We start from the raw sequence: 26,860 nt of genomic DNA on the forward strand, positions 1-26,860 counted from the left end.
TGTATTACTGGGCTCCGAGCAGCTCGGTTAGCTTGGTTTCAAGCGCCGCGCCGCGGAGGTTCTTTGCAATGATTTTTCCTTCTTTATCGAGCAGGAATGTGGCTGGTATCGCATTCACGCCGTAGGATTGCGCTACACCGGAATTCCATTTCTTCAATTCCGAGCCGTGCAGCCAGGTGAGCTTGTCGCGCTCGATGGCCGTTTTCCATGCTTTTTCGTTATCGTCGAGCGAAACGCCGTAGATGTCGAAACCTTTATTTTTGAACTTGTCGTACATGCGCACCACATTCGGGTTTTCCATCCGGCAAGGACCGCACCACGAAGCCCAGAAGTCGATCAGCACGTATTTGCCGCGCAACGACGACAATGCAACCGGCCTACCATCCGGGCTGTTGAGCGTGAAATCAGGGGCAACTTCGCCTACGGCAAGGCCAGCCATTCTTTTAACAGAACCGATAAAACCTTTCGCCAGCGTAGGCACGGGATCTACCTTCGCATAGTCATCGGCCAGCTTCTTCAAAACGTCCAGGTCGTTTTCGGGCGTAAGGAAGTTGTTGGCAGCAAACAGCGCAATGAGCGAAGTGCCCATTTCAGGAATCATCTGGCGCAATGCAGTTACCCTTTCTTTCTCCGCTGCCTGGTAGGCGACCTGTATTTCCTGAATTTTTTTAGTATCCTTTTTCTCTTCCGCCGCCGTGTACGCTTCATTCCACCCCGTTACTTTCGCCGCAAATGCCTGCATCAACTGGTCGACTTTGGCATAATACTCCATGTTTTTGGAACCGGTGATGGCTACTTTTCCGCCATTGCCTTTATCGTCGCGCGGGGTACCGTCGGCTGTTACATTGAAAGTCTCGCCGCCTTCTACCAGCAAGGGAAACTTCTGCCGATCGGCGATATTGATGGTAAAAAAGCTGCCGCGGTCTTTATCGATGCCTTTCAGCGTAAAAGTGCCGTCGGCGCTCAGTTGAGCAGAATCGAGTTTGATAGAAGATCCGGTTGCCGTGGATTGCGACAGAATGATTTTTTCGCCTTTGGAACCGTTTTTAACCTTTCCATTCACGGTAAAGCCCTTCGGTTCAATCTGCGCCATGACCTGGAAGCTCAGCAACGCGCCTCCTAAAACCAATGCACTCTGTTTGATAAATTCCTTCATGATCTTCTGTATCTGATTTTCAATGTGTGAGCTACAACTTTTGCGCCAGCAACTGGTTCACAAGCTTCGGATCGGCAGCCCCGTTCGACTTTTTCATTACCTCGCCGACGAACAGCCCCATAAGCCCTTTTTTACCTTTTCTATAAGCCGCAACCTTGTCGGGCATGGCGCCTATCACCTCATCTACCAACGTTTCGAGCTCGTTTGTATTGCTGTTTTGCAGCCAGTTATTTGACTGCGCGATCTCCGAAGGCGCGCGTTCCGGCTCGGCCAGCATGACCGGGAAAATCTTCTGCGCGGCCACGGAATGGCTCACTGCACCCGACTCGTTCAGCTCGATCAATGCAGCCAGATTACCGGCGCTGATGGGGAAATGCGCGATGTCGCCGTGGTGATCGTTGAGGTATGATTTTACAGCGCCCATCAGCCAGTTGGAAGCCGCTTTAAAGTGGCTTGTTTTGGCACAAACTGCTTCAAAATACTCGGCCAGCTCGCGCGTATCGGTCAATACCGCGGCGTCGTAGGATGGGATACTGTATTGATTTACAAATTTTTCGCGCAGCTCATGCGGTAAGGCAGGCATGCTGGTCTTAATGCTTTCCAGCCACTCGTCCGAAACCACTACCGGGCTCAGGTCGGGATCGGGGAAATAGCGGTAATCGTTCATCGTTTCCTTCACGCGCATACCGTAGGTCTGCCCGGTTTCCACATCGAACATCCGCGTTTCCTGCTGGATCGTCTCACCGTTTTCGAGCATGGCTACCTGCCGGCGCTCCTCGAATGCAATGGCGCGCATCATGTTACGGATCGAGTTCATGTTTTTGATCTCGACTTTCGTTCCATATTGTTCAGCGCCGTGCTTGCGTACGGACACGTTCACGTCCGCGCGCAGGGAACCTTCTTCCATATTACCGTCGCTAATACCCAGGTAGCGCACCAATCGGCGGATTTCGGTCACAAATGCCCCGGTTTCTTCGGCAGAGCGCAAATCCGGCTCCGATACCATTTCCACGAGTGGTGTCCCAGCCCGGTTGTAATCGAGCATGGTTTCGGTGTGGCTACCGTCGTGCACCGATTTCCCCGCGTCTTCCTCCAAATGGATGTGGTGGAAACGGATGGTTTTTTCGGTGAACTGGCCATTGTGTTTAAATGAAATGGTCACGCCACCTTGCCCGCAGATCGGTTTTTTGTCCTGCGAGATCTGGTAACCCTTCGGAAGATCGGGGTAGAAATAATTTTTGCGGTCGAAGATGGTCCTTTTGCTGATAGAACATCCGCAGGCGAGGCCGAGGCGGATCGCATATTCGACGGCTTTTTTATTGACTTTGGGCAAAGTTCCCGGCAATGCGATCGTCAGCGGACCGATATTGGTGTTGGGTTCTGTGCCAAAAATGTTGAAATCTCGGGTAAACAGCTTGGATTCCGTCAGAAGCTGGCAATGCACTTCAAGCCCAATTACGGTTTCATAAGTGGCCAGAAGTTCATCGGTAACGTCAGCGGGGTGGATGGCAGTTTGACTCATATTATATATACTAATGCTTTCGCAAAGATACAAATACGGGCCGTCCATAGCATGAACGACCCGTATTTTATGGATTATAGCCGGTTTCTCTATTCAATTAAAGACCGTTGATCCAGTTGGCGATAACGATAATGTCAGCCTTCGGAACGTGTGCCAATGGCGCCATCGGAGGATAGCCAGGCCAGTGTTCAGGTTTTGGATTATGTACTAATTCCACGATCTGGTCCGGCGTATATTTTTTCTTGGCTACTTCCGAGTAAGCAGGGCCTATCACTTTGTCGTAAGCCTGGTGGCACGCGAAGCAGGCGTGTTTGTTCAACAATGCGGAAACGTCGGCAGGAACGGGTTTGCGTTTGGGAGCAGCTGCTACGGCCGGTGCAGCTGCTGCGGCCGACGTATCGCCGGGTGCTGCCGGTGCCGCCGCGGGTTTGGCCGCTGCTTCGGCTTTTGCCTTATCCGCAGCTTCCGCCGCCACTTTTCTATCGCTTTGGAGCTTCACCAGGGCCGATTCTTCCCGTGCTTTGCTGCCTGAGCCGTACCATTGGTCATATTTGTCACGGTCTTCTTTGGAAGAACAACCGATGAAGAAAGAAACTGCCAGGGCCATCAGGGCCAAAGAAGCGCTTTTTTTGAGTGTCATTGTGTTAATTTTTAAGAATTTTCGCCAGATTAAGGTTGCGATACCAAATCGACCACGAAGAAAGCAAGTTTGCGTTAGATTTCCGTCATGAACCTGACAGAAATTAGGTTAAATCACGAAAAAGACCGGATGTATCAACTTGTCAGACAATTCATTACTAGGGTGCAGGTTGGAAAAAAATATGCAAAATTTCCGGTTTATTTGTCTGTAATTGTTGCGATTAATTGTAAAACGCTTTACTTTTGCACTCCTATTTGTAAAACGATGTAAAGCAATGGCTAAGAAAGGCAATAGAGTACAGGTCATTTTGGAATGCACAGAACAGAAAGAAAGCGGTGTTCCAGGCATGTCACGTTACGTGACCACAAAAAATCGGAAGAATACGCCAGGCCGTATGGAATTGAAGAAATTCAACTCTTTCCTGAGACGTTATACAGTCCACAAAGAAATTAAGTAAGTTCGTTTGTTACCGGTTAACTGTCACGTGAAGCTGAACAATAACTGGGTAAGCGGGCAACAGTTAATCATTAACAATATAACTTCTAACTGATATACAGACATGGCAAAGAAAGTAGTTGCTACCCTGAAAAAAGAAGGCGGTAAAGCATTTGCGAAAGTGATCAAAGCCGTAAAATCTCCTAAAACAGGAGCTTATACCTTCAAAGAAGAAATCGTTCCCCTGGACGGCGTACAGGGTGCATTGAAAAACTAAGGTTATCCTCGGTTTTGATATTGATTTTAAAAAGTCCCTTTCCGGGACTTTTTTGTTTTATTTTTGAGCCATAAATGTAATCGTCACTATGGGTTTATTTGGCTTTTTTTCAAAGGAGAAAAAAGAAACATTAGATAAGGGACTCGAAAAAACCAAGGACAGCTTCTTTGGCAAACTGTCGCGCGCGATCGTAGGTAAAACGACCATCGACGAGGACGTGCTCGATGAACTGGAAGATATACTGGTGAGCTCCGACGTAGGTGTGGAAACGACCGTGAAGGTCATCAAACGCATCGAGGAGCGTGTAGCGAGGGATAAATATGCATCGACCGCCGAGCTCGACAGCATTCTGCGCGAGGAAATCGCCGCATTGCTGACCGAGAACAAATCGATCGACAATCAGGACAGCTTCGAAACAGAGCATTTGCCGAAACCTTACGTGATTATGGTGGTGGGAGTGAATGGGGTAGGTAAAACGACGACGATCGGCAAGCTGGCGCACCAGTTTCACCAACGGGGCCATAAAGTGGTACTCGGCGCGGCGGATACCTTCCGTGCGGCGGCGGTGGATCAGTTGAAACTCTGGGGCCAGCGCGTGAATGTGCCGGTGATTGATCACGGGATGAACACCGATCCGTCGGCTGTCGCATTCGATGCATTGAAAAAAGGTATTGAAACAGGCGCGGATGTGATCATTATCGATACCGCCGGCCGCTTGCATACGAAAGTGAACTTGATGAACGAGCTTTCGAAGATCAAACGCGTCATGCAAAAGATCATCCCTGATGCGCCGCATGAAGTATTGCTCGTTCTTGACGGCAGTACCGGCCAGAATGCGGTCATTCAGGCACGCGAGTTCACCAAGGTAACCGAGATTACCGCACTGGCCATTACCAAACTCGATGGTACCGCGAAAGGCGGCGTCGTGATCGGTATTTCGGACGAGTTTAAAATCCCGGTGAAATACATTGGCGTAGGCGAGAAAATGGACGACTTGCAGGTCTTCGACCGCGCAGAGTTCGTGGATTCGCTGTTTAAGAAAATAGGATAATGGCCGCTGATCGGGTTAAGTAACCGTTCGGCTATTGTAGTTTTTGATCAAATTTGAAAAAGGTATCTTGGAGAAACTGTTTGTCTCCGGATACCTTTTTTCATGGATACGCTGCTTGTCTTTTTGATTGTTTTCGTACCGTTTGGCTGGTGTATGTGGAGCTTGCTGCGGTTCACGCGTGACACGATCGGTACGAATTCGCCCATGAAAGTTTCAAGGCTTTACGAGACTACCGCCTGGTGGTATTGCACGAGAATTGAAAATATTTTCGTCTTCTATGCGCTGCTCGTAGGGGTGTTTTTATACAAATCCTCACTATTCGGGTATATTTCTTACACGGTTGATTACCAGATATTGATAAGGGTTTCGATGTTTCTTGCTTCGCTATTTTTGTTGGGAGCGGGGCTTTTGATGTTGGCCGTTAAACTGAACCATTGGGCCTATATCAAGGACATTACCATTGAGACATTTCCCGAGCTGCATCAGCTGGAAATCGCATTTAAGGATGTGGTGTTGAGACTTAGTGACGGTGACATTCAGAAATTGGTTGTTTACCATAACGACAATCCAAAAATGCCACTGGGTTATGCTAAATGCTATCTGACGAATGGCGATCATTTCGTGATCCCTGGTCGTACCAGGGGCGAGTGGGTAATTGTGGAATACTTCAAGAACATTCCGACAGAGTCTGTGGTTCGGCGTTTTCCTTTCATCCGATAGTATTTCCTATTCATTTTTTCACGAACTTTGCACCCCATTTCGCCGTTCATTATCAGTCACTTTGAGGCAGAATGCCGGTTAATCCATTCAAAGCATACAGCCTAAGGCTTAGAGCCTACGGCCCATTACAATGAAAACCAAAGGAATAGTTAAGAATAAAGTCAATATCGTAACGCTGGGTTGCTCCAAAAACCTGGTCGATTCGGAAGTACTGTACACGCAGCTCAAAGGCAATGGGTTCGCGGTGGACCACGAGTCGAAAAAGGACGATTCGCAGATTGTCGTGATTAATACCTGCGGGTTTATCGATAATGCAAAAGAGGAATCCATCAACACGATTTTGCGCTATGCCGATGCCAAGGCGGCAGGGATGGTGGATAAAGTGTATGTTACAGGCTGCTTGTCGCACCGGTACAAGGATGAACTGGCGGTTGAAATACCCACAGTAGACGCGTGGTTCGGGACTAATGAACTTCCGCGCCTGCTCAAAACCCTCAAAGCAGATTACAAACACGAGCTCGTAGGCGAGCGCCTGCTCACCACGCCCGCGCATTACGCGTACCTGAAAATCGCCGAAGGCTGCGACCGCCCGTGCTCGTTCTGCGCAATCCCGCTCATGCGCGGGGGCCACGTGTCGCGCTCGATCGAGGATCTGGTAAAGGAAGCTAAATCACTGGCCAAACGCGGTACCAAGGAACTCATCCTCATTGCCCAGGACCTGACTTACTACGGTCTGGATATTTATAAAAAACGTAACCTTTCGGATCTGCTCCGTAACCTTTCCGATGTGGAAGGCATTGAATGGATCCGCCTGCAATATGCCTATCCGGCGGGCTTCCCGATGGACATTCTGGATGTGATGAACGAGCGGAGCAATATCGCCAGATACCTCGATATGCCGCTGCAATCGGGCTCGACGGAAATGCTGAAACTCATGCGCCGCGGCATTACCCGCGAAAAAACCGAAGCGCTGATCCATTCGATCCGCGACAAAGTGCCCGATATCGCATTGCGTACCACGCTGATCGTCGGCCACCCGGGTGAAACGGAAGCGCTGTTCGACGAAACCTATGAGTTCGTAGAAAAAATGCGTTTCGACCGTCTGGGTGCATTCCAGTACTCGCACGAAGACAATACGCATTCATTCACAATGGAGGACGACATCGATCCGGAAATAAAGCAGGAGCGCGCCGACGCCATTATGGAGTTACAGCAAGGCATTTCGGCGGAACTTAACCAGGCGAAGATCGGCAAAACATTCAAAGTGCTGTTCGATCGCAAGGAAGGCGGCTATTTCATCGGCCGTACCGAATTCGATTCACCGGAGGTTGACAATGAAGTACTCGTACCGGCGAGCCAGTACGTGCGTCTGGGCGATTATGCGCAGGTGAAAGTGACTTCCGCGGAAGAATTTGACCTTTACGGCGAAGTGATTTCCTGATGCTATTTCGGGCAAATGGCGTCTTTGCCTAAATTTGCCCTTCAATTTGAAAAGAACAACTCTTAAAAAAGCATGTTACAACGTATTCAAACAGTTTTCCTGGCAATGGTCGTCATCGGAATGGGTATTTTCCTCGCCTTCCCGATCTGGTCGAAAGTAGCATTGGCAGGCGGACAAAGTGCCGATCTGACAGCCCTGAGGCTGCATCACCAGATCAACGAAGTGCAATCCAATGTTCAGCCGCTCTATTACCTCGTCTTCCTGGCGATCCTGGTGGCAGGTATAGCGGCATATGCGATCATGAAATTCAAAAACCGGGTGCTGCAATCGGCATTGTGTGCGGTCAATTCGATATTGCTGACCGTACTCATGGGGCTTGTGATCTATTTCACATTCTACAAATCGGCCAAGCTTTTCGATGTGGAGCTTCCGGGTAAATACGAAATCGGCTTCTACGGATTGGTAGGCGCCATGCTCGCCAATGTGTTCGCCAACCGCTTCATTCGCAAAGACGAGCGGGAGGTGCAGCAATCGAAGCGCTTCAGATAGTATAGCACAATAGCCCAGGCCTTAAGGCCTGGGTTGTGGTACGGGCCTGGGTTAAACCAGTCCCTCGCGCAGCAGATCGTGCAAATGCACGAAGCCCAGCGCCTTTCCTTCTTCTACCACCACTACCTGCGTAATGCTCCGGGATTGCATTATCTCCAACGCATTCACCGCATATTCATCAGGTGAAACCGTAATCGGCGACTGCGTCATAATATCTCTCGCGTGCAAATCCAGCAGTCCTGCCGCACCATAAGTTTTCAGCATTCTGCGCAAATCACCGTCGGTAATAATGCCGGCCATTTGGCCGTTTTCGCTCACCACCGCCGTCGCACCAAGCCTTTTTGAAGTCATTTCCAGGATCACCTCCTGCAATGTAGCCTGCTCGTTCACGGTCGGCAATGCATTATGGGGGTAAATGTCGCATACTTTGAGGTACAGCCGCTTTCCAAGTGACCCGCCTGGATGGTACCGTGCGAAATCGTCGTGTGTGAAGCCGCGTGCTTCCAGCAGGCAAATGGCTAATGCATCGCCCAATGCCATCGTTACGGACGTGCTCGTGGTAGGTGCGAGGTTAAGCGGGTCTGCCTCCGCGGGGGCGTGTGCGTGGAGCGTGAGAATGCAGTTTTTGGCCAGGTAAGAATCCTTGTTACTCACCATCGCGATCATCTGCACACCGGTGCGTTTCAGCAACGGCACCAGCACTTTGATTTCGGGCGTATCGCCGCTTTTGGAGATCACGATCACCACGTCGTTGTCCTGGATCATGCCCAGATCGCCGTGAATAGCGTCGGCGGCGTGCATAAATAATGCCGGCGTTCCCGTAGAGTTGAGCGTGGCTACAATCTTCTGTCCTACAATGGCGCTTTTACCCACACCGGAGACGACAACGCGTCCTCCGGAATGCAAAATGGCATATACGCATTTTTCAAATTCGTCATCAATCAATTCTATCAGATTACGCACAGCTTCTGCTTCCTGACGTAATACTTCTTTTGCGGTTGACTGAATATTTTTTATTAATTTCAAATCTGAAACACAGTTTAGAGAGACAAAAACGTCATTATTTATTTCAAAGCGCAAAGATAGGGAAGTTTGGAATAACCATTTTGTGAACAGAGTATGGTACAGCAGGTTGATAAAGTCGTAACAGACAGTTTAAAAGGGAAGCTTAAAGAAATATTTGGATACAGTCAATTCCGCGGAGATCAGGAAGTTATCATACAAAATATCCTATTAGGTAAAAATACATTTGTGATCATGCCTACGGGCGCGGGCAAGTCTCTCTGCTACCAGCTTCCTGCACTCGTCAGCGACGGACTGACCATCGTGATTTCCCCTCTGATCGCCTTGATGAAAAACCAGGTCGACCAGCTCACTGCGTTCGGTATCAACGCCCAATTCCTGAATTCCACGCTTACCAAGGCCGAAATGACGCGTGTCAAAACCGACGCGCTCGACGGAAGCCTCAAACTGCTCTACATCGCCCCGGAATCGCTCACAAAAGAAGACAATCTCGATTTTCTCAAAAGAGTAAAAATCTCGTTCGTAGCCATCGACGAGGCGCATTGTATTTCGGAGTGGGGCCACGATTTCCGGCCTGAATACCGGCGCATTTACGGCATTATCGAGAACATCGGGAGATTACCCATTATCGCGCTCACAGCCACGGCAACACCCAAAGTGCAGCAGGATATTCGCAAAAACCTGCAAATGGAAGAAGCGGAGACCTATAAATCTTCTTTTAACCGAAAAAACCTTTACTACGAAATACGTCCGAAAAAGGACATTAAAAAGCAGCTCATCCGCTACATCCGAAACAATAAAGGCAAATCGGGCATTGTATATTGCCTGAGCCGGAAAACGGTGGAAGAGGTCGCGGAGCTATTGAATGTCAACGACGTACGTGCATTACCGTACCATGCCGGACTCGACGCCGGTACACGGATGGGCAACCAGGACGCCTTCCTGAACGAGGAATGCGACGTGATCGTGGCGACGATCGCCTTCGGAATGGGGATCGATAAGCCGGATGTACGTTTTGTGATCCATTACGACGTCCCCAAGTCGCTCGAAGGCTATTACCAGGAAACAGGCCGCGCAGGCCGCGACGGGCTGGAAGGTAACTGTCTGATGTTTTACAGCTACGACGACATTCAGAAGCTCGAAAAGTTCAATAAAGATAAAACCGTTACCGAACGCGACAATGCGCGCCATTTGCTGAACGAAATGGTGGCCTATTCGACATTGGGCGTATGCCGGCGGAGACAATTGCTCAGTTATTTCGGGGAATATCTCGAAAAAGATTGCGGGTTTTGCGACAACTGTAACAAACCTACGGAAAAGATCAAGGTGCAGGAAGATGTCGCCCTGATCCTTAAATCGGTAGCACTTACAGAGCAGCGTTTCGACGCCGACCACATTGCCGATCTGCTTACTTCTACCGACAACCAATACGTAAAGAGCTACGAGCACGATCAGCTGGAAGTTTACGGTAAAGGTCTGGAACTGAATGAGTCGCGTGATTATTGGGTGTCGGCCATTCGCCAGCTGGTTATCCTGAATTACCTCGAAAAAGACGTCGAAAATTACGGAGTGATCAGGCTGGGAGATAAAGGTGCCAAATACCTGAACGACCCTTACCCCGTCACGCTTCAAAAAGATCACAACCTCGACGAGGAGGAAGTGAAGCCGGAGGACGACGACAAGGAATCCGTGAATGGGAACGGCAGCGCACATGCCTACGACGAGGCATTGCTCGGAATGCTCAAAGCATTGCGTAAAAAGGTGGCCAAGGATAAAAACCTGCCGCCGTACGTGATCTTCCAGGACCCGTCGATGGAAGAAATGGCCACAACTTACCCTACTACCCAGCAGGAAATGGCGCAGATCAACGGCGTCGGAATGGGTAAGGTACAGAAGTTCGGCCGGCCGTTTATCGAGCTCATCTCACGTTACGTGGAAGAAAACGAGATCGAAACGGCAAAGGATGTGGTGATCAAATCCACGGTCAACAAATCCAAAATCAAGATTTTCATCATCCAGCAGGTCGATAGAAAGGTGAGCCTCGACGAGATCGCCGAAGTGAAGGACCTTGCATTGGCGGATGTGATCGAAGAAGTGGAACACATTTGCTACTCCGGTACGAAACTCAACCTGGATTATTATATCAACCAGGTGATCGACCGCGAGCGGCAGCAGGATATTTACGATTACTTTATGACCGCCGAAACCGACAACATTAGCACTGCGCTGAACGAATTTGAGGGCGACGAAGTCAGTGAAGAAGAATTGCGGCTGATGCGGATCAAGTTTTTGTCGGAACTAGCCAACTAGCACCCCCGGATTACTTGCCGGACAATCAGTTTTTTTTGAATTTTTAAAACCAGTTATGAACATACTCATCTTGGGATCGGGCGGAAGAGAACACGCTTTTGCCTGGAAAATAGCCCAAAGCCCTCTTTGCGATACCTTATTTATGGCTCCCGGAAACGCCGGAACAGCAGGCATAGCAACGAACCTATCCATTTCTTACAACGATTTTGACTCCATTGCCAACGCGGTAATTGAAAATAACATCGAACTCGTGATCGTAGGCCCCGAAGAACCGCTGGTGAACGGAGTTGTCGATTATTTCAATGCGCGAGAAGACCTTTCGAAAGTACGCATTATCGGTCCCGACAAGGCGGGTGCCCAGCTCGAAGGCAGCAAGGATTTCTCAAAACAATTCATGCAGAAATACGGCATTCCGACCGCCGCTTCGCGCACATTCACTGCCGAAGACGTGGAAGTAGGTTTGGAATACCTCGAAAACCACCCGCTGCCGATTGTACTCAAAGCCGACGGCCTCGCTGCCGGCAAAGGCGTGATCATCGCCGAGAAGCATTCCGATGCGACGCAGGCGTTCCGCGAAATGCTGCTGGACGGCAAATTCGGCAAGGCTGGCAACAAAGTTGTGGTGGAACAATTCCTGAAAGGGATAGAATTGTCGGTTTTTGTGCTTACTGATGGAGAGCACTACAAAATCCTGCCCGAAGCGAAGGATTACAAGCGTATCGGCGAGAACGATATGGGCCTCAACACGGGCGGAATGGGAGCGGTGTCGCCTGTCGTGTTTGCGGATGCGAATTTTATCCGGAAAGTAGAAGAGAAAGTTGTTAAACCGACATTGTTTGGCCTCCAAAGTGAGGGAATTAAATATGTTGGCTTTATATTCATCGGTTTGATGAACCTCAAAGGAGAGCCTTATGTGATTGAATACAACGTCCGTATGGGCGATCCCGAAACCGAAGTAGTAGTACCGCGGATCCAGTCGGATTTTGCGATGCTCATGGCGTCGACGGCCAAAGGTACCCTGCAAGATTTCGAATTGCAGATCTCGCCACAGGTGGCTGTGACGACGGTAGTGGTTTCGGGCGGTTATCCCGAAGATTACGAAAAAGGAAAAGTGATTTCGGGAACAGACAAAGTGGAAGATGTGCATGTATTCCATGCAGGGACCACTTTTAATGCAAACGCCGAAGTCGTGACAAACGGAGGACGGGTAATGGCCCTCACAGGCCTGGCCAATTCCCTCGAAAACGCAGTGCACAAGTCGCAGCGGGCTGCACAGGTGGTGCAATACGAAGGAAAGTACTTCCGGCACGATATTGGCGTGGATTTAATTCGTTATAACGATTGATGAAGCGGAGTAATTATGGGATGTGGATCATGTTCATCCGGGGGGTGCGGTACTAACGGTACGGCCGTCGCAGGATGTGGAAGTAAAGGAAACTGCGCAACTGGCGGATGCAATAAAATGAATGTTTTCGATTGGCTCAGTCACATGGACGTGCCGTCGGGACAGCGTTTTGATGTCATCGAAGTCAAATTCAAAGGCGGCAGAAAGGAATATTTCCGGAATATAAATCAGCTGGAATTCGTCACAGGCGACTATGTGGTCTGTGAAATGGCTTCCGGCCAGCATATTGGAACGGTATCGTTGCAGGGCGAGCTCGTGCGCCTTCAGATGAAGCGGAAGAGCGTTCAGATGAACGACGACCTGCACGTGATCTACCGCATTGCGACGGAGAAGGATCTCGACAAGTTCACGCAGGCGATGGCGCGCGAAATGCCTACGCTCTACCGTACGCGCGAGATTATCCGCGATATGAAGCTTAATATGAAGCTTTCGGACGTGGAATACCAGTCGGATAATACCAAAACGACCTTCTACTATTCGTCGGAAGAGCGCGTGGATTTCCGGGAGCTGATCAAATCGCTGGCTTCGGAGTTCAAGGTACGCATCGAAATGCGGCAGATCAGCCTGCGCCAGGAAGCAAGCCGCCTAGGCGGATTAGGCTCTTGCGGGCGTGAACTCTGCTGTTCGACCTGGCTCACCGATTTCAAGAATATTTCAACCGCCGCGGCGCGTTATCAGAACCTTTCATTGAACCCTGCGAAACTGTCGGGTCAATGCGGAAGGCTGAAATGCTGCTTGAACTACGAGCTCGAAACCTACATTGACGCATTGCGGGATATTCCGACGGTGGACGCTCCCCTGAAAACGAAGAAGGGCGTAGCTACGTTGCAAAAGACGGATATCTTCAAGAAAATCATGTGGTTCGGCTTCGATAAGGATACGAACTGGTATCCTGTGCCTATTGATAAGGTGTTGGAAATCATTGATTTGAATAAAAAGGATATTATCCCCGAATCACTCGAAATCCTAACGCCTGAACCTGAAAGAGGTGCGGACAAGGTACCCGGCAAGCTCAACAGCGACCTGGAAAACCTGGACAAAAAGTACAGCGACGAGCAGAAGAAAAAGAAAAAGAAGAAAAGCCGCTCTGGTAAGAACCGCGGAAATGGCGGTCCTGAAAACAGCGCGGGCGAAAGCGCGGGCAGTGATGCGGTAAGTAGCCCTCCTGCGGAAAATACCGGCAGTGCGCCTCAGAATAAAGGCAATAACCAGGGCCAGCGAAACCGGGGTAATAATCAAGGGGGCGAAGGCAGAAACCGGGGTAACAACCAGGGGGAAGGGCCTAGAAACCGTGGTAATAACCAGGGAGACGAATCCGGAAACCGGGGTAACAATCAGGGTGAGGAGCGCCAGAACAAAGGTAATCAGGGAGAGGAGCCTCGCAACAAGGGCAATAATCCGAACGAAGGCCAGCGTAACCGCGGAAACAACCAGGGCGGAGAGCCCAAAAATAAGGGGAACAACAATAACCCTGGTGGTGAGCCCCGCAATAAAGGCAACAACCCGGAAGGGAACCGTAATAGCAATGAAGGAAACCGGAACAACCGGAACCGTAACAGAGGGCCAAAACCTGCCGGCGGACCTTCGGGAGGCGGTCCTTCGGGAGGCGGTCCGTCGGGATCCGCTCCTACGGGAGCCGGACCGAAACCCGAGGGCGAAAGCAACGGGTAATCCTGTTTCCAATGCATCCAACCGGGCCAGCTCATTCAAAGGCTGGCCCGTTTTTTAGCACTACTATCTGTGAAAGAACACGTTGAAAAGCTTTACGCGTTGAGCGGCAAGCCGTCGCGGCGCATTATCGGCCTTATGTCGGGCACTTCGCTTGACGGGCTGGATGTGGCGCTTTGCCTTGCGGAAGGCAGCGGACCGGAGACGAGGCTGCGAGTGGAGTATTTCAAAACGCTACCTTACGAGCAGGATTTCAGAAATGCGGTACGCGAGATTTTTGCTAAAAGGCAGATTGATTTTCAGCAATTGGTATTGCTCAATCCATTCATCGGTTTGCGACACGGTCAGATGATCCTTGAATGCCTCGCTGAATGGGGCATTAATGCATCCGAAGTCGATCTGATTGCCAGCCACGGGCAAACCGTATTCCACGCACCGCGAAAGCAGCATGGCATCGCAGCTTTCCCGAATGCGACATTGCAAATCGGTGACGGCGATCATATTGCAGTTAGAACCGGCATTATTACGCTAAGTGATTTCAGGCAAAAACACATTGCGGCAGGCGGCGAAGGTGCGCCGTTGGCTGTTTATGGTGATTATTTTTTGTTTTCTCAAAAAGACGAGAACCGCATTCTGCTGAATATGGGCGGCATTGCCAATTTCACATTCCTACCCGGCAGCCTGGATGCATCATCGGTTTTCACGACCGATACCGGCCCCGGAAATACATTGATCGACGCATTCGCGCGCCTGCATTTCGGAAAACCTTTTGATGAAAATGGCAGCATGGCAGCCAGCGGAAGAGTCAATAAAACATTGTTGAATGCCCTGAAAGACGCTCCGTTTTTCGGTCAGCCATTTCCGAAAACCACCGGCCCGGAAGTGTTCAGTGTCGATTATGTGAAGAATGCAATACAGCTTGCCGGACAAGACGCGGTAGAGCCGAAAGATTTAATCGCTACTCTGACGCAGTTCAGCGCGGAGACGATTTCGGAAGCGATTCATAATGCAATGGGGGAGAATAAGGCATTCGAAGTGTACGCGAGCGGCGGAGGCGCGCATAATCCAGTCCTGATGGGCGCGATTGGCAGGTTACTGGGCCGGAATATTCGTCTGATCGATGAGCTGGGGGTTGCGGGAGATGCGAAGGAGGCTGTATTGTTTGCCGTGCTGGCCAATGAAGCCGTTGCGGGAGAAGCGGTGTATTTCGGTGAAAAGAAAGGCGTACCGGGCGTTTCGATGGGGAAAATATCCTTCCCCGGTTAAGTAAGGAATTAGTATTTGAATATATGTACGACATTACCATCATTGGCGGGGGGATTGTAGGCCTCGCAACAGCCCTCCGTATCAAGGAGCAGCAACCTGCATTGAAAGTGCTCCTGCTCGAAAAGGAAAACGAAGTAGCCAAACACCAGACCGGCCACAACAGCGGCGTGATCCATTCGGGATTGTATTATAAACCGGGCAGCCTGAAAGCGGTTAACTGCATCCGCGGTTACCAGATGCTAATTGATTTCTGCCAGAAGGAAGGTGTTGCGTATGATTTGTGTGGAAAGATAGTGGTGGCAACTACCGAGGAGCAGCGACCATTACTCCGTAACCTCTTCGAACGCGGAAACCAGAATGGTTTGACCGAAAACCGCATGATTTCGGAGGGAGAAATGAAGGAGATCGAGCCGCACGTGAAAGGCCTGGAAGGCATCTGGGTGCCTTATACCGGCATTATCGATTATAAAACGGTTTGTGAAAAATACGCGGAAAACTTTCAGAAATTCGGCGGCGAAGTACGGTTTAACGAAAAGGTCACCGACATTAAAAACCGCAATACGCATTCGGAAGTGGTGACTGCTACCGGGAAAGTATTTGAAACTAAACTCGTAGTCAATTGCGCCGGGCTGTATTCCGATAAAGTAGCGCAATTGACACAGCCGGAGAACATCAATGTCCGCATTATCCCGTTCCGCGGCGAGTATTACAAGCTCCGTCCGGAGAAGCATTACCTCGTCAAAAACCTCATTTACCCGGTTCCTGATCCTAACTTCCCGTTCCTGGGCGTGCACTTCACGCGCATGATCGAAGGCGGTGTGGAGGCGGGGCCTAATGCGGTTTTTGCATTCAAAAGGGAAGGTTATAACAAGCTGGACATTAACGTGCCGGAAATGCTCGAATCGCTTTCGTGGCCCGGTTTCCAGAAGGTAGCGATGAAATACTGGCGCACCGGCATGGGTGAATATTACCGTTCGTTCTCCAAAGCCGCATTCACCAAAGCATTGCAAGGTCTCATCCCGGAAATCCAGAGCGACGACCTTGTACCCGGCGGCGCAGGCGTACGTGCGCAGGCATGCGACTACGACGGCGGTTTGCTGGATGATTTCTCGATCATCGAAAACAAAACGGCCATTAACGTCTGTAATGCACCGTCACCAGCCGCGACCTCGTCACTTTCCATCGGACAGACGGTTTCCGAAAAAGTGCTTTCAAGGTTTTAGTATTTGTTTTAATACAAAACAAAAAGAGGCCATCCCGCTACGGAATGGCCTCTTTTGTTTGGGATACATTTTCCTTCTTCCCTTCCTCCTTCCTCCCTTTTCCCCTTCTAATTACGCCTTCTTAGTCTGCGTCATACCAAAAGCCACAATGTGAATGGCGGCGAAGATCAGTGAGAAGTAGTAAAGGCCCGTATCGCTACCGTCGGATTGTACGTGGTGTACGTAGGCGATCACGCCCAGCAATACCGCCAGCACGATTCCGACCAATCCTACGGTTTTGCCCCCAGCCACAATAGCAGCCGGCAGCTTGTTCGACAGGAAGCTGTTTTTAATACCATACCACAAATACACATCGAAACCGATGATCATCCAAACGAATAAACGGATCCAGGTATCGAGCGGCAGGAACGCCATCATGAAGAAACAAGTGGCAACGCCGAGGATCGGAACCAATGGTACCAACGGCGTTTTGAATGCACGCGGCGCATTCGGCATTTGCTTACGCATCACGATAATACCGATACAAACGAGGATGAATGCGAACAACGTGCCGATACTGGTCATTTCGCCCACCACACGTGCAGGAACGAATGCCGCGAAAAGGCTCACGAACACAAGGAACATGGTGTTATTCTTAACCGGCGTCTGGAATTTAGGGTGAACGGCTGAGAATACGCGTGGCAGCAATCCGTCTTTACTCATGCTGAAAAACACGCGGCTCTGACCCAAAAGCATTACCAGGATCACGGAAGCATAACCCGCGAGGATCGCTACGATGATCGCGCGGTTCAACCACGGGTAATCCGGGTGAATGGCCCCGCTGGCATCAACAGTACCCATCGACTCGATCGCCACCGCAACCGGTGCGATACCATCCTGGCCTTTGAATGAGGTGTATGGTGTGACCCCGGTCATTACGTGTGCGAAAAGGATATAGAGGATCGTACAGATCACCAATGAGCCCAGGATACCGATAGGCATGTCTTTTCTGGGGTTTTTGGCTTCCTGTGCGGCGGTACTTACCGCGTCGAAACCAATATAGGCGAAAAAGACGATCGCGGCGGCTCGTATGATCCCGCTGAAACCGTATTCGCCGAAGTTGCCCGTATTGTCAGGGATGTAAGGTACGTAGTTCGATTCGTTGATGTATTTCCAGCCTAATGTGATGAAGATCAATACAACGGCCACTTTCAAGCCAACAATAATACCGTTCACGGTGGCACTTTCCTCAGTTCCTTTCATCAATAGCAAGCTCATCAGGATTACGATGAAGATCGCAGGCAGGTTGATGATCCCGCCGTCCCACGGACCTACTGTGAGCGCCGTGGGTAAATGGACGTCAAAACCCTCGCAAAACTTGACTAGATATCTACTCCAGCTGATACTCACCGTGGCTGCGCCAACGGCATATTCGAGTACAAGGTCCCAGCCGATGATCCAGGCGATGAACTCGCCCATGGTGGCGTAGGAATAGGTGTAGGCACTACCCGCAACCGGGATCATGGAAGCAAATTCGGCATAGCAAAGGCCGGCGAATGCACAGCCCAATGCCGCTACGATAAAGGAGATGGTGATCGCAGGGCCCGCCTGGTTGGCAGCAGCTCCGCCGGTGATGGAGAAAAGACCCGCGCCGATGATCGCACCGATACCCAGTGCCACCAGGCTACCCGGGCCCAGCGTGCGTTTCAGCTGGTTCCCTTCACCGGAAGATTCCTGTAAAAGTTTTTCAAGTGGTTTCTTAATCCAGAGTTGACTTGCCATATATTAGGTTCGTTGTTGTAGAAATGATGGTCTGATAAAGCTAAAAGAAAATTTGCTAACTACGTATAGACACCAAACAAAAAGAGGGTAAGTCCAAAACTTACCCTCTTTTATTCTTTTTAAATTAAGCCTTAACTTTTTTCGTTGCCGCCGCCGCTGCCGTGGCGTCTGCCGCTACTGCCGGTGCCGGCTCATTCTTCTGGGAACGTTGCAGGAGGTCAACCACGATAGGTGCCGCTACGAAGAGTGAAGAATAAGTACCCACGATTACCCCGAGCAACATACAGAATGTAAATCCACGGATAACAGCTCCGCCGAAGATCATGAGAACGATCAACACGAGGATTACCGAGATACCGGTTACAGCCGTACGGCTCAAAGTACTGTTCAACGCGTTGTTGATAACGGTCGACAGGCTCTGCCCGCGTGATTTTTCATCGGCCAGGTAATCACGGATACGGTCATAAATTACAACGGTATCGTTCATCGAGTAACCGATCATGGTCAGGATCGCACCGATAAACGCCTGGTCGATATCGAGTGACCATGGCAGCCAGCCGTTGAACAACGAGAAGATCGCGAGGATAATCACCACGTCGTGTGCGAGGGACATTACCGCACCGTACGAGAATGCTACGCGTTTGAAACGGATGAGGATGTACACGAAGTTGGCCGCCAAAGCAAGCAATACCGCGTAAACCGCACTCCACAAGGTGTCTTTCGCCATGGTAGGACCTACTTTGTTCGAGCTTACGATCTTGGCAGGGTTGTCGGCGATTTTCTTGGTTGCTTCCAGGATTTTCGCTTCCGCTTTCTGGTCAGCCTCCGGCGTGGTGTCCTCGATGAGGTAAGGAGTCGTGATTTTCACCTGATCCTGGCCTCCGAAAGTTTTCACCTCGGTAGTAGAGCCGAGTATCTCGTCCATGTTGGCACGAAGCGCATCCGCGTCCACATTGTTTTCAAAACGAACTACATAGGAACGGCCCCCTTTGAAGTCGATACCCAAGCCGAAACCTTTGAATATGAATGAACCCACACCGATCGCGATGATGATCGCAGAAATGATGTAGAAACGACGGCGTTGCGAAACGAAGTCGAAATGGTTGTCCTGGAACCAGCCTTTTGTCAGGGTGTTCGTGAACGCGAAAGTTTTGCCGTTTTTAAGCTTTTGTTCGAGCAGCAAGCGGGTAATGAAGATCGCGGAGAATAAAGACGTCAAAAGACCCAATACAAGGGTAGTTGCAAAGCCGAGTACCAGACCTGTACCGAATGTGTACAGAATAATACCAGTCAAAAGGGTCGTTACGTTGGAGTCGATGATGGCGGTCAACGAATGCTTGAAACCGTCACGGATCGACTGTGCGAATGGCTTACCTTCTGCCAGCTCGGCTTTAATACCTTCGTAAATCAGTACGTTGGCATCCACCGCCATACCGATCGAGAGCACGATACCCGCGATACCCGAGAGCGTCAATACCGCTCCGAGGGACGCCATAACGCCCAACAGGAAGAACAAGTTGATCAGAAGCGCCATATCCGCGATCCATCCAGCCTGGTTGTAATAGGCCACCATGAACACAAGTACGATCAATAGACCTACCGCCGAAGACCACAAACCGTCGTTGATCGCCTCAGCACCGAGTGAAGATCCTACAACGGCTTCTTCTACAATGTGCGTAGGAGCTGGCAACTTACCGGCTTTCAGTACATTAGACATATCTTTCGTTTCTTCCACGGTAAAGCTACCGGTGATAGACGAGTTACCGTTCGGGATTTCGCCTTGTACGGTTGGCGCCGTGTAAACGAGGTTATCGATGATGATCGCTACCGGACGGCCTACGCTGCGGGCAGTGAGTGAGCGCCATTTACGGGCACCTTCGCCGTTCATACGCATCGTTACTTCCGGACGGCCACGGTCGTCGTAGTCATGTGTCGCATCCACGATTACGTCGCCTTCCATAGCAGCTTCGCCATTGGATTTTTTAATGAAATACAAAGGCAGAATCAGCTGGTTACCACCTGCTTCGGTGCCTTTGCGGTCCCACATAAACACGAGGTCGGAAGGGAAAAGCGAACGAACTTCGGGGCGGCGCAGGATTTCGCTGGCGCGTGCAGTATCTTTCAAATACACGCCGAGGCCTTGTGGCATTGGAACGAAAAGGCTGGTCAATGCAGCACTTTGAGCCGCCAATGCAGCTGAGTCGGTAGCGGTAGAATCCGATTTTTTCTCCAACTGGGCAGCCAGGCCGCCAGCGGTCGATTTCTTGGTAGTGTCGGTAGAAGCAGTATCAACAGATGCGGCAGGGGCAGATTTTTTAGCAGCTTTTTCGATTTCAGCTTGCTGGGTCAGGTAACGGCCCAGGCCTTCGAGGCCGGCGCCGAGCTCTTGCGTTAAGTATACTTCCGCAAATTCCAGTTTCGCAGCACCGGAAAGGAGGCGGCGAACACGCTCAGGGTTATCCACACCCGGAAGCTCCACCAAAACGCGGTTTTGACCCGGCAGGCGCTGAATGTTCGGGTTGGTCACACCGAATTTATCGATACGTGCCTGGGTGATCTGGAACGCGCGGTCGATAGAACCGTCGATTTCCGTTTTCAGCATTTTGATTACGTCCGAATCCGACGAATTGCTGTTGATCTTGCCACGGTTAGCGCTCGTAGCGAATACCGAGGCGAGGCTTGTGTTCGGCGCAGCTTCTTTATAAGCGCTTACAAAACGGTTGATAAATGTGCTGTTGTTGGCCGATTTATCTTCACCGGCTTTTTTCAATGCATTCTGGAATGCCGCGCTGCGTGCGTTACCGCCAGCCATTCCTTTGAGGATGTCGGCAGGGGCTACTTCCAAAACTACGTGCATACCACCTTGAAGGTCGAGGCCGAGGTTCAACTCGCGCTCGGTCACATCCTGTAAAGTATTGCCCAGGTACACTTCTTCCCGCCACAGCGAGTCGATAAAATGCTGTTTTTTGGTCAAATCCACCTCGCCTTTCGCGTCGGTCGCATACGCAATAGCTTTGCTTTTAAAGCTGCGCGAGACAAAAGTGAAGGATAGATTATAGACGCTAATAAGGGCGATGACGATCGTCAACGCGATTATCCCGTTCTTGTTGGTCATTTTGAAATGAAAAATTAAATTGAAATCCTTGAAATACAACTGGAAACTACCCGGCCGGAAATAAGAAATGGCACGGGCTTTCTGGAAAATGCGGACGTGCGGGCCTGATATGCCCGCTCACACATTACGGAGCGTTGGTGACGATAAACCTGCCGAAAACCCGCTGGAAATGGGATACCAGGAAGACCGGCTCGCTGAATGCGGTCCGGACAACAGGCTTTTTGGCAACGAAATGCCAGACTGGCTGCGATAAAAAATAGAAGTATTGGTAAAAATCGAAAGAAATGGCGGGCGTAATGACCGCGTTCAAACTGAGCGCGCTTACCTCGGGCTGATCCGACCGGCTGGAATGCGCATCGGCTTTCTTAGCCAGGTCTTTGGTAATGGCTTCCGTTTTGGAGCCCTGAAAAGCGCCGCGATCCGTATGATCCGACCATGACCGCGCTCCCGCCACCATCAATAACATGACGGCAAGCATTAAGCTGATGGCCTGGTTAAACAATCGTACGGTCTTCACTTTCAGATTCGGGATTTCAATGAAACCGCAAATTTGATTCGAAAAAATCAGAATCGCAAGATAAATTTCCGGGAGATCAATATTACTATTTTGTTAATAACTTGTGTTTTGTGTGTTTTTGAGATAGAAACGGCCGTTTTGAGTTACTATTTCTGTAAGAGAATGATAATCAATTGAATGCTAGCCAGCTGCCAGCGTAGCGTAACCGAGCGGAACGGAAATGCCTTCATCGGAAGCGATAGTGAATGCGGAGGCTTCCGCGGGCAGTTGCAGCGATACCGTAAAATCGTACTCCACTGGCAGAAACCAGCCGAGCAGCCAGGTTACCAGGGTGTCGAAGTTTTGGTTGTGCAGATAGTGGTGCAAATCGGTCGCACTCGGGACCTCAATTGCGATGTTGACGTGCGGCAAATAGGTATCCAGGTCGCCACCCAGCGAGGTATCCGCGCCCAGCAGGGCATCGCCCATGCCCGCATTGGATTCGTAATGGTACTTCAATCCAAAAATGACCTGTATTTCAACCGTTAGCCGTAATGCTGCCGACATGATTTCCGCGGCTTTGTCCAGGTTCCCCCGGTTTTCGGAGACAAGGGGCAGGAAAGGCAATAGTTGCACAAACACGCTTTCATCGAGCGAAGAGGGGGCCTGCCAGAATGCTTTCAGCTCTTCCAGTAACCCCGAATCAGGGCCGAGCTCCCAGGCGAATTGCTCCAATCGGGCGAGGCTTACGCGGTTCATGAAAAACTCCTGTTCCAAAGGCAGGAAGAAAAGCCTTGATTGCTGCTCCTTTTCGCGTTGCAGCCGTATTTCATCGACTTTCTTTTTAACCGTATTCAAATTAGCCGACGACGGTAAATGGAACAGCTGCTCGGGCAAATGATCGTAAATACCGCTCCGGTTCGAGTCGATTACCTGTCCTTTGAAATTACCCAGTTCCAGCTCGCGGGTATTTTCGATGTCGTGATGGCTGCGCCGTTTGAAATCACCCAGCGGACGAAAGAGGATTTGCGCGGCTGGAATGTCGTTTTCGAGCCAGGAGCTGGCGATGAATTCGGCTTTGAGGTCGGGGCGGGGTTCCATGGGTCAGGTGTTGTCGGGGATAGTCAGTGATTGTCAGGTGTCGTCAGGGTTCGTCAGGAGTTTTTAAGGTAATGTGACTACCTGAATGGGATACATGCCGGTGGAGAGGCGGGTTATTTTCAGTTGCAGCGTTTCGCATTCGCGGGCCCAGTCGTCGCTTGTGCGCGAGGGCGACGCGGGCGTGAGGCCGATTTGCAGGCAGCGGATAAAACCCTGACCAGGCATTTTGCCGGGCATGAAATGCGGCTTTACCTGAACTTTGCGCAGCCTGTCGCCCAGCTCGGCGGCACAAAATGCGCGCATATCTTCCAATGTGACGAGCCGGTTACGCGTGACGATATTCTTGCGCAGCTGGTTCACATAATCGCTTTCATCGGGCTTCGCTTTCCCGCCCGACGAGCGCGTGAGCATGGTAATGTCCGCGCCGCTCACGCCCGAGGCTGCGTACGATTGCAGACGCGTACCCGCCGGAATGCCGTTGGCCTGCTCGGCCAGCGTGCTCCAATAAGAGATGAAAAGCACATCCGGGTTTTTGTCGGCCCTGATGACCAGAAACGGCTGTGCGGTAGTTTCACTGGCTTTTTTGACCCCCAGCTTCTGCTCGATCCGCGCCATGTTCTGAGCAATTTCGCGGAGAATGGAGGCCAGGAAATCCTCACCGATCGCATTGAAAGCGGTAACCTCGTCGCGGAGCAATTCCAACAGCTGGTAAAGCACCGCCCGCGCATCGCGCTTGTCGAAACGGCCGATGCCCTGGCGGCGGAGTGTATAGAGGCGCTGCGCTGCTTCATCGTCGGTGTAGAGGTTTTTCTCGGAAGCGGTATATGCCTGGTTTTTTTGATTAATAACACTTTGAATACCCATAAAAGCATCGCCGCTGGGCAATGCTATGCCATTCAGCCCGGTTTGCAGGCGGTAGGTGATTTTGTTGAGCTGTTTGTTTTGCACCGGAAATGCATTCAGCGATACATTCATTTGCTCGAAACCCGCCATGGGAAAAATCGCCGGGAATGTGATGCGGAGCCAAACCAATGGTTTTTTGAGCATTTGCAAAGTCCGGTTGTCGAACAGAGTTTCGAATGCCTCGGGGTAAGGTTCGTTTTTCAGTTTTCCTTTTTCCCAGGAGTCGTCACTGTTGATCCTGAGGAAACTGTCACTGTAAATCAATATCGAATCGTCCACGGGCGCGTCATGCAAACCATTCAGGATGGGAAGCCGTTTGCCATTGCCGAACCAGCTGGTTGCCGGCAAAAACTCGCGGAATTGATATTCCGCAGCGTCACCGGTACCGCCGGGCGCCGTCCAATCGAAGTAGAAACGGAAACCGTCCCAGGAAGTAATGCCCGGTTCCACTTCCAGCCCGAGCCAAATGCCTTGCTCGCCTCCGGGCTGCGGTAATGCTTTGGAAACCAATGTTTTTGTGCCCTTTTCTACGGAAAACAGCCCATTAGGCGTAGCGTATTGCAGAATTGCGGCATTGACGAGCGGGTACCGGGCTGCCGGGGCGAAATGTACCTCGGTAGAGTCGCCTTTCCGCACATTGGTACGCTTGCCGGTGAGCTGGTTTTCAGGCTCTATCCACCCGGTTGGCTCCTGCGGGCGTGCCTGCACGATGGCCGTGGCGGGTTGCGGGCCATTATGGGTTTCGGGAGAAAGGATTTCGGCGAGGCGGGTCATCAGCCGAAGTTCGGTATGCGCTATTTCCTGCCCTACCTTTTCAAATTCCACGGAACATGCCTCAACGAGCAGTCGCACGAGCGGGTCGAAATGGTCGGCCTGGGCGTCGTCGATGCCCCAGAGCTCGGCGCAGCGCCGGATGAGCCTGCGCGAGATGTTTTCCTTGGTATAGCTCATCGTTTCGGGCATATCATTCTATGGATAAGGGTGAGATGAAAATGCGTTCGAAGAATATGAATGGCTCGTTGGTGCGCCGGATAGTTGCTTTGATCTCGATGCCCACGCGTTTGCGGACGTAGTTGTTAGTCTTGGTCAAAACTTCAAATTCTTCCATTTCCACCCTGATTTTGACATTGGCGAGCCTGGCTTCATAAGCGCCCACGGCCTCTTCCAGCGATTCGCGGATGAGGTCCTTCCATTTGATTTGGGATAAAACTGCAAAATCATGCTCCCATAATGCGCAGCCATAGCGGCTGTCGAAGCGGTTTTCGTCGAAGTGGGTTACCATTAACAGGTACAAATGCTGATGGATCGCCTCTCTGTCCGGGCATTTCGGATGCGGCAGGCCGGCCACGATGCGGTCGAGCGCGAGGGGCAAAGAATAGTTTTGATCTTCCATCCGGCGTTTAATAAATTGTGGTTGTATTAATGAAAGTCTGGCTTATTTTTGTCTGTACACCAACTTCCAAGCTCCCCGATGAACCTTCCGTTTGTTAAAACTGTCACGCAACGTCTTCAATTATTGTATGCAGTCGTTCTGATAGCCGTGCTGACATTGGTAGGTGCCCTGGGTTTCCGCGTGATCGATTACCGCGACGCCTACCCGATGGCGATGGGCTGCTTCCTGGTTTTGGGGATTCTGCACGTTTATCTGCTTACCCAATGGTTTGCCAGCCTTTTCGAAAGCCGTTCTGCACGGGCGATCGGTTTTACATTGTTAATAACCCTGCTCACTGCGCTGGTTATCATCTTTTTTTATCATAAAGTGGCGCACGAGCTGTTCAAGGGCGTCGGTATGGCCACTGCATTGGTGGGTTTTCTGTTCCCGGTATTCGTAGCCCGTGTTTACCAGAGCTATCTCGAAATACCGCTTAAAGAATTTAAAAAGTGGTATTACCCCGTAGGTCAGCCGCTGCCCGATATGGATTTGCTCGATCTGTCACGCGTGCTGGTGATCCAATTCGAGTTTACCAAAAAGGCCGACGAAGCCGCATTCACTAATTTCCGCGCCAAAGCACCGCATTCGATGCTATTCGGCGAGCTCTTCTTCATTTTCCTGAACGACTACAACGACCGCAACCCCGGCAGCCCCGTAGAATACCTCGCACCCGACGGCGCGCCTTACGGATGGCTGTTTTACAAAAAACTGCCCTGGTACAAGCGCCGCGTTTACATGGACCCGGACCTGACGTTTCAGGCCAACCACATTGTCGATAATGAGACGATTGTGGCGGTACGGGGGTAATTGATTGTCATGTTGAGCGGAGCGGCTGCCGCAGCGGTCGAAACATCTTGCATAATGCCTTCGACCGCCCGGCGGCCCGGTCCGCTCAGCGTGACATCACCTACCAGCGGTTGGTATGCGGGGTACCGAAGAGTTTGATCTCCCGCGCCGACAGCGTAATGCTCGTCGTCATCGGCATCGAGCCGGTTTCCACAAAGCTTTCTGCATATTGCACGCAGTACACGTCCGTGAGTTCGAGCTCCTTTTGGGTTTGCTCCTCGTCTACATTCTTGAAGGTGATCTTTGCGGATGCCTTCTTTCCGTCGGGATCTATCATCCATTCCCACAGGCTCTGGCTGTCGCTGGCGCTGGAAGAGTCAACTTGTATAAACACATTTCCGCCGTACACTTTGGAGGAAACACGTCCTTTATCGTCGGTGGATTGCGACAGGGAATAGCTGCATGAGATCACGGCGATGCCGTCGCCCGACGGGCCGCCATCCCAGGTGAAATAAGCGTCAAAACTTGAAGCTGGCATAGTTGTAAGTGTTTAAAAGTGAATGGATTGATTATGGATATA

23 protein-coding genes are annotated in these 26,860 nt (G+C 50.8%); 12 read left to right on the forward strand and 11 right to left on the reverse strand.

Annotation, left to right across the window (positions count from 1 at the left end):
* Positions 1 to 4 precede the first annotated feature (4 nt).
* The 3 genes from BLQ88_RS11280 to BLQ88_RS11290 all read right to left on the reverse strand — a co-directional run bounded on the left by BLQ88_RS11280 (position 5) and on the right by BLQ88_RS11290 (position 3,318).
* Entirely contained in the window at positions 5 to 1,156 is a 1,152-nt protein-coding gene (locus tag BLQ88_RS11280) for a TlpA disulfide reductase family protein (RefSeq protein WP_090149373.1), read from the reverse strand.
* A 31-nt stretch (positions 1,157 to 1,187) separates the two neighbouring features.
* The gene (gene gatB, locus BLQ88_RS11285) at positions 1,188 to 2,678 is read right to left on the reverse strand and encodes an Asp-tRNA(Asn)/Glu-tRNA(Gln) amidotransferase subunit GatB (protein ID WP_090149375.1); all 1,491 of its coding nucleotides are present in this window, start codon (positions 2,676 to 2,678) and stop codon (positions 1,188 to 1,190) included.
* Positions 2,679 to 2,775: 97 nt separating this feature from the next.
* Positions 2,776 to 3,318: a c-type cytochrome gene (locus tag BLQ88_RS11290; RefSeq protein WP_090149378.1), complete on the reverse strand. Its 543-nt coding sequence runs from the start codon at positions 3,316 to 3,318 to the stop codon at positions 2,776 to 2,778.
* A 274-nt stretch (positions 3,319 to 3,592) separates the two neighbouring features.
* Between BLQ88_RS11290 and rpmG the strand changes: the two genes are divergently transcribed.
* The 6 genes from rpmG to BLQ88_RS11320 all read left to right on the forward strand — a co-directional run bounded on the left by rpmG (position 3,593) and on the right by BLQ88_RS11320 (position 7,791).
* Positions 3,593 to 3,775: a 50S ribosomal protein L33 gene (gene rpmG / locus BLQ88_RS11295; RefSeq protein ID WP_019944752.1), complete on the forward strand. Its 183-nt coding sequence runs from the start codon at positions 3,593 to 3,595 to the stop codon at positions 3,773 to 3,775.
* A gap of 102 nt (positions 3,776 to 3,877) precedes the next feature.
* Positions 3,878 to 4,030 (forward strand): DUF4295 domain-containing protein, encoded by a 153-nt coding sequence (locus BLQ88_RS11300; RefSeq protein WP_015813059.1) that lies wholly within the window; start codon positions 3,878 to 3,880, stop codon positions 4,028 to 4,030.
* An 88-nt stretch (positions 4,031 to 4,118) separates the two neighbouring features.
* Entirely contained in the window at positions 4,119 to 5,081 is a 963-nt protein-coding gene (gene ftsY / locus BLQ88_RS11305; protein WP_090149381.1) for a signal recognition particle-docking protein FtsY, read from the forward strand.
* 102 nt (positions 5,082 to 5,183) lie between these two features.
* Positions 5,184 to 5,801: a hypothetical protein gene (locus BLQ88_RS11310; protein ID WP_090149384.1), complete on the forward strand. Its 618-nt coding sequence runs from the start codon at positions 5,184 to 5,186 to the stop codon at positions 5,799 to 5,801.
* A gap of 130 nt (positions 5,802 to 5,931) precedes the next feature.
* Entirely contained in the window at positions 5,932 to 7,242 is a 1,311-nt protein-coding gene (rimO, locus tag BLQ88_RS11315; RefSeq protein ID WP_090149387.1) for a 30S ribosomal protein S12 methylthiotransferase RimO, read from the forward strand.
* A gap of 72 nt (positions 7,243 to 7,314) precedes the next feature.
* Entirely contained in the window at positions 7,315 to 7,791 is a 477-nt protein-coding gene (locus tag BLQ88_RS11320; protein WP_090149389.1) for a DUF4293 domain-containing protein, read from the forward strand.
* A 51-nt stretch (positions 7,792 to 7,842) separates the two neighbouring features.
* On the opposite strand, the gene BLQ88_RS11325 is transcribed toward BLQ88_RS11320, so the two are convergent.
* Entirely contained in the window at positions 7,843 to 8,817 is a 975-nt protein-coding gene (locus BLQ88_RS11325; RefSeq protein ID WP_090149392.1) for a KpsF/GutQ family sugar-phosphate isomerase, read from the reverse strand.
* 93 nt (positions 8,818 to 8,910) lie between these two features.
* On the opposite strand from BLQ88_RS11325, the gene recQ reads away from it, so the two are divergent.
* The 5 genes from recQ (at position 8,911) to lhgD (ending at position 16,686) form a co-directional block, all read left to right on the forward strand.
* Positions 8,911 to 11,124 (forward strand): DNA helicase RecQ, encoded by a 2,214-nt coding sequence (gene recQ, locus BLQ88_RS11330; protein ID WP_090149395.1) that lies wholly within the window; start codon positions 8,911 to 8,913, stop codon positions 11,122 to 11,124.
* 55 nt (positions 11,125 to 11,179) lie between these two features.
* Complete coding sequence (gene purD / locus BLQ88_RS11335; protein ID WP_090149398.1) at positions 11,180 to 12,469, forward strand: phosphoribosylamine--glycine ligase; 1,290 nt, start codon at positions 11,180 to 11,182, stop codon at positions 12,467 to 12,469.
* A 117-nt stretch (positions 12,470 to 12,586) separates the two neighbouring features.
* Positions 12,587 to 14,200, forward strand: coding sequence for a regulatory iron-sulfur-containing complex subunit RicT (locus tag BLQ88_RS11340; RefSeq protein ID WP_090149401.1), 1,614 nt, complete (start codon positions 12,587 to 12,589; stop codon positions 14,198 to 14,200).
* Between the two features lie 69 nt (positions 14,201 to 14,269).
* The gene (locus tag BLQ88_RS11345) at positions 14,270 to 15,463 is read left to right on the forward strand and encodes an anhydro-N-acetylmuramic acid kinase (protein ID WP_090149403.1); all 1,194 of its coding nucleotides are present in this window, start codon (positions 14,270 to 14,272) and stop codon (positions 15,461 to 15,463) included.
* 23 nt (positions 15,464 to 15,486) lie between these two features.
* Positions 15,487 to 16,686, forward strand: a complete 1,200-nt coding sequence (gene lhgD / locus BLQ88_RS11350) for an L-2-hydroxyglutarate dehydrogenase (protein ID WP_090149406.1) — start codon at positions 15,487 to 15,489, stop codon at positions 16,684 to 16,686.
* A 111-nt stretch (positions 16,687 to 16,797) separates the two neighbouring features.
* Here the strand turns inward: lhgD and BLQ88_RS11355 are convergent, their stop codons facing one another.
* The 6 genes from BLQ88_RS11355 to BLQ88_RS11380 form a co-directional block, all read right to left on the reverse strand.
* Positions 16,798 to 18,447, reverse strand: a complete 1,650-nt coding sequence (locus BLQ88_RS11355; RefSeq protein ID WP_090149407.1) for an amino acid permease — start codon at positions 18,445 to 18,447, stop codon at positions 16,798 to 16,800.
* 124 nt (positions 18,448 to 18,571) lie between these two features.
* Positions 18,572 to 21,562: a protein translocase subunit SecDF gene (gene secDF / locus BLQ88_RS11360; RefSeq protein WP_090149831.1), complete on the reverse strand. Its 2,991-nt coding sequence runs from the start codon at positions 21,560 to 21,562 to the stop codon at positions 18,572 to 18,574.
* A 124-nt stretch (positions 21,563 to 21,686) separates the two neighbouring features.
* Positions 21,687 to 22,079 (reverse strand): hypothetical protein, encoded by a 393-nt coding sequence (locus BLQ88_RS11365; protein ID WP_229212667.1) that lies wholly within the window; start codon positions 22,077 to 22,079, stop codon positions 21,687 to 21,689.
* Between the two features lie 180 nt (positions 22,080 to 22,259).
* A complete protein-coding gene (locus BLQ88_RS11370) occupies positions 22,260 to 23,159 on the reverse strand; it encodes a hypothetical protein (RefSeq protein WP_090149413.1) in 900 nt (299 codons plus the stop codon).
* Positions 23,160 to 23,222: 63 nt separating this feature from the next.
* Entirely contained in the window at positions 23,223 to 25,025 is a 1,803-nt protein-coding gene (locus BLQ88_RS11375; protein ID WP_090149416.1) for a type VI secretion system baseplate subunit TssF, read from the reverse strand.
* A gap of 1 nt (position 25,026) precedes the next feature.
* Positions 25,027 to 25,455, reverse strand: coding sequence for a GPW/gp25 family protein (locus tag BLQ88_RS11380; RefSeq protein WP_090149418.1), 429 nt, complete (start codon positions 25,453 to 25,455; stop codon positions 25,027 to 25,029).
* Between the two features lie 78 nt (positions 25,456 to 25,533).
* Here BLQ88_RS11380 and BLQ88_RS11385 point away from each other — a divergent pair, with 78 nt between their 5' ends.
* A complete protein-coding gene (locus BLQ88_RS11385; protein ID WP_090149421.1) occupies positions 25,534 to 26,301 on the forward strand; it encodes a TssN family type VI secretion system protein in 768 nt (255 codons plus the stop codon).
* 100 nt (positions 26,302 to 26,401) lie between these two features.
* Here the strand turns inward: BLQ88_RS11385 and tssD are convergent, their stop codons facing one another.
* Positions 26,402 to 26,818, reverse strand: coding sequence for a type VI secretion system tube protein TssD (gene tssD / locus BLQ88_RS11390; protein WP_090149423.1), 417 nt, complete (start codon positions 26,816 to 26,818; stop codon positions 26,402 to 26,404).
* Positions 26,819 to 26,860: the final 42 nt, after the last annotated feature.

It is taken from the genome of Dyadobacter soli (assembly GCF_900101885.1).
Taxonomy (GTDB): Bacteria; Bacteroidota; Bacteroidia; order Cytophagales; family Spirosomataceae; genus Dyadobacter; species Dyadobacter soli.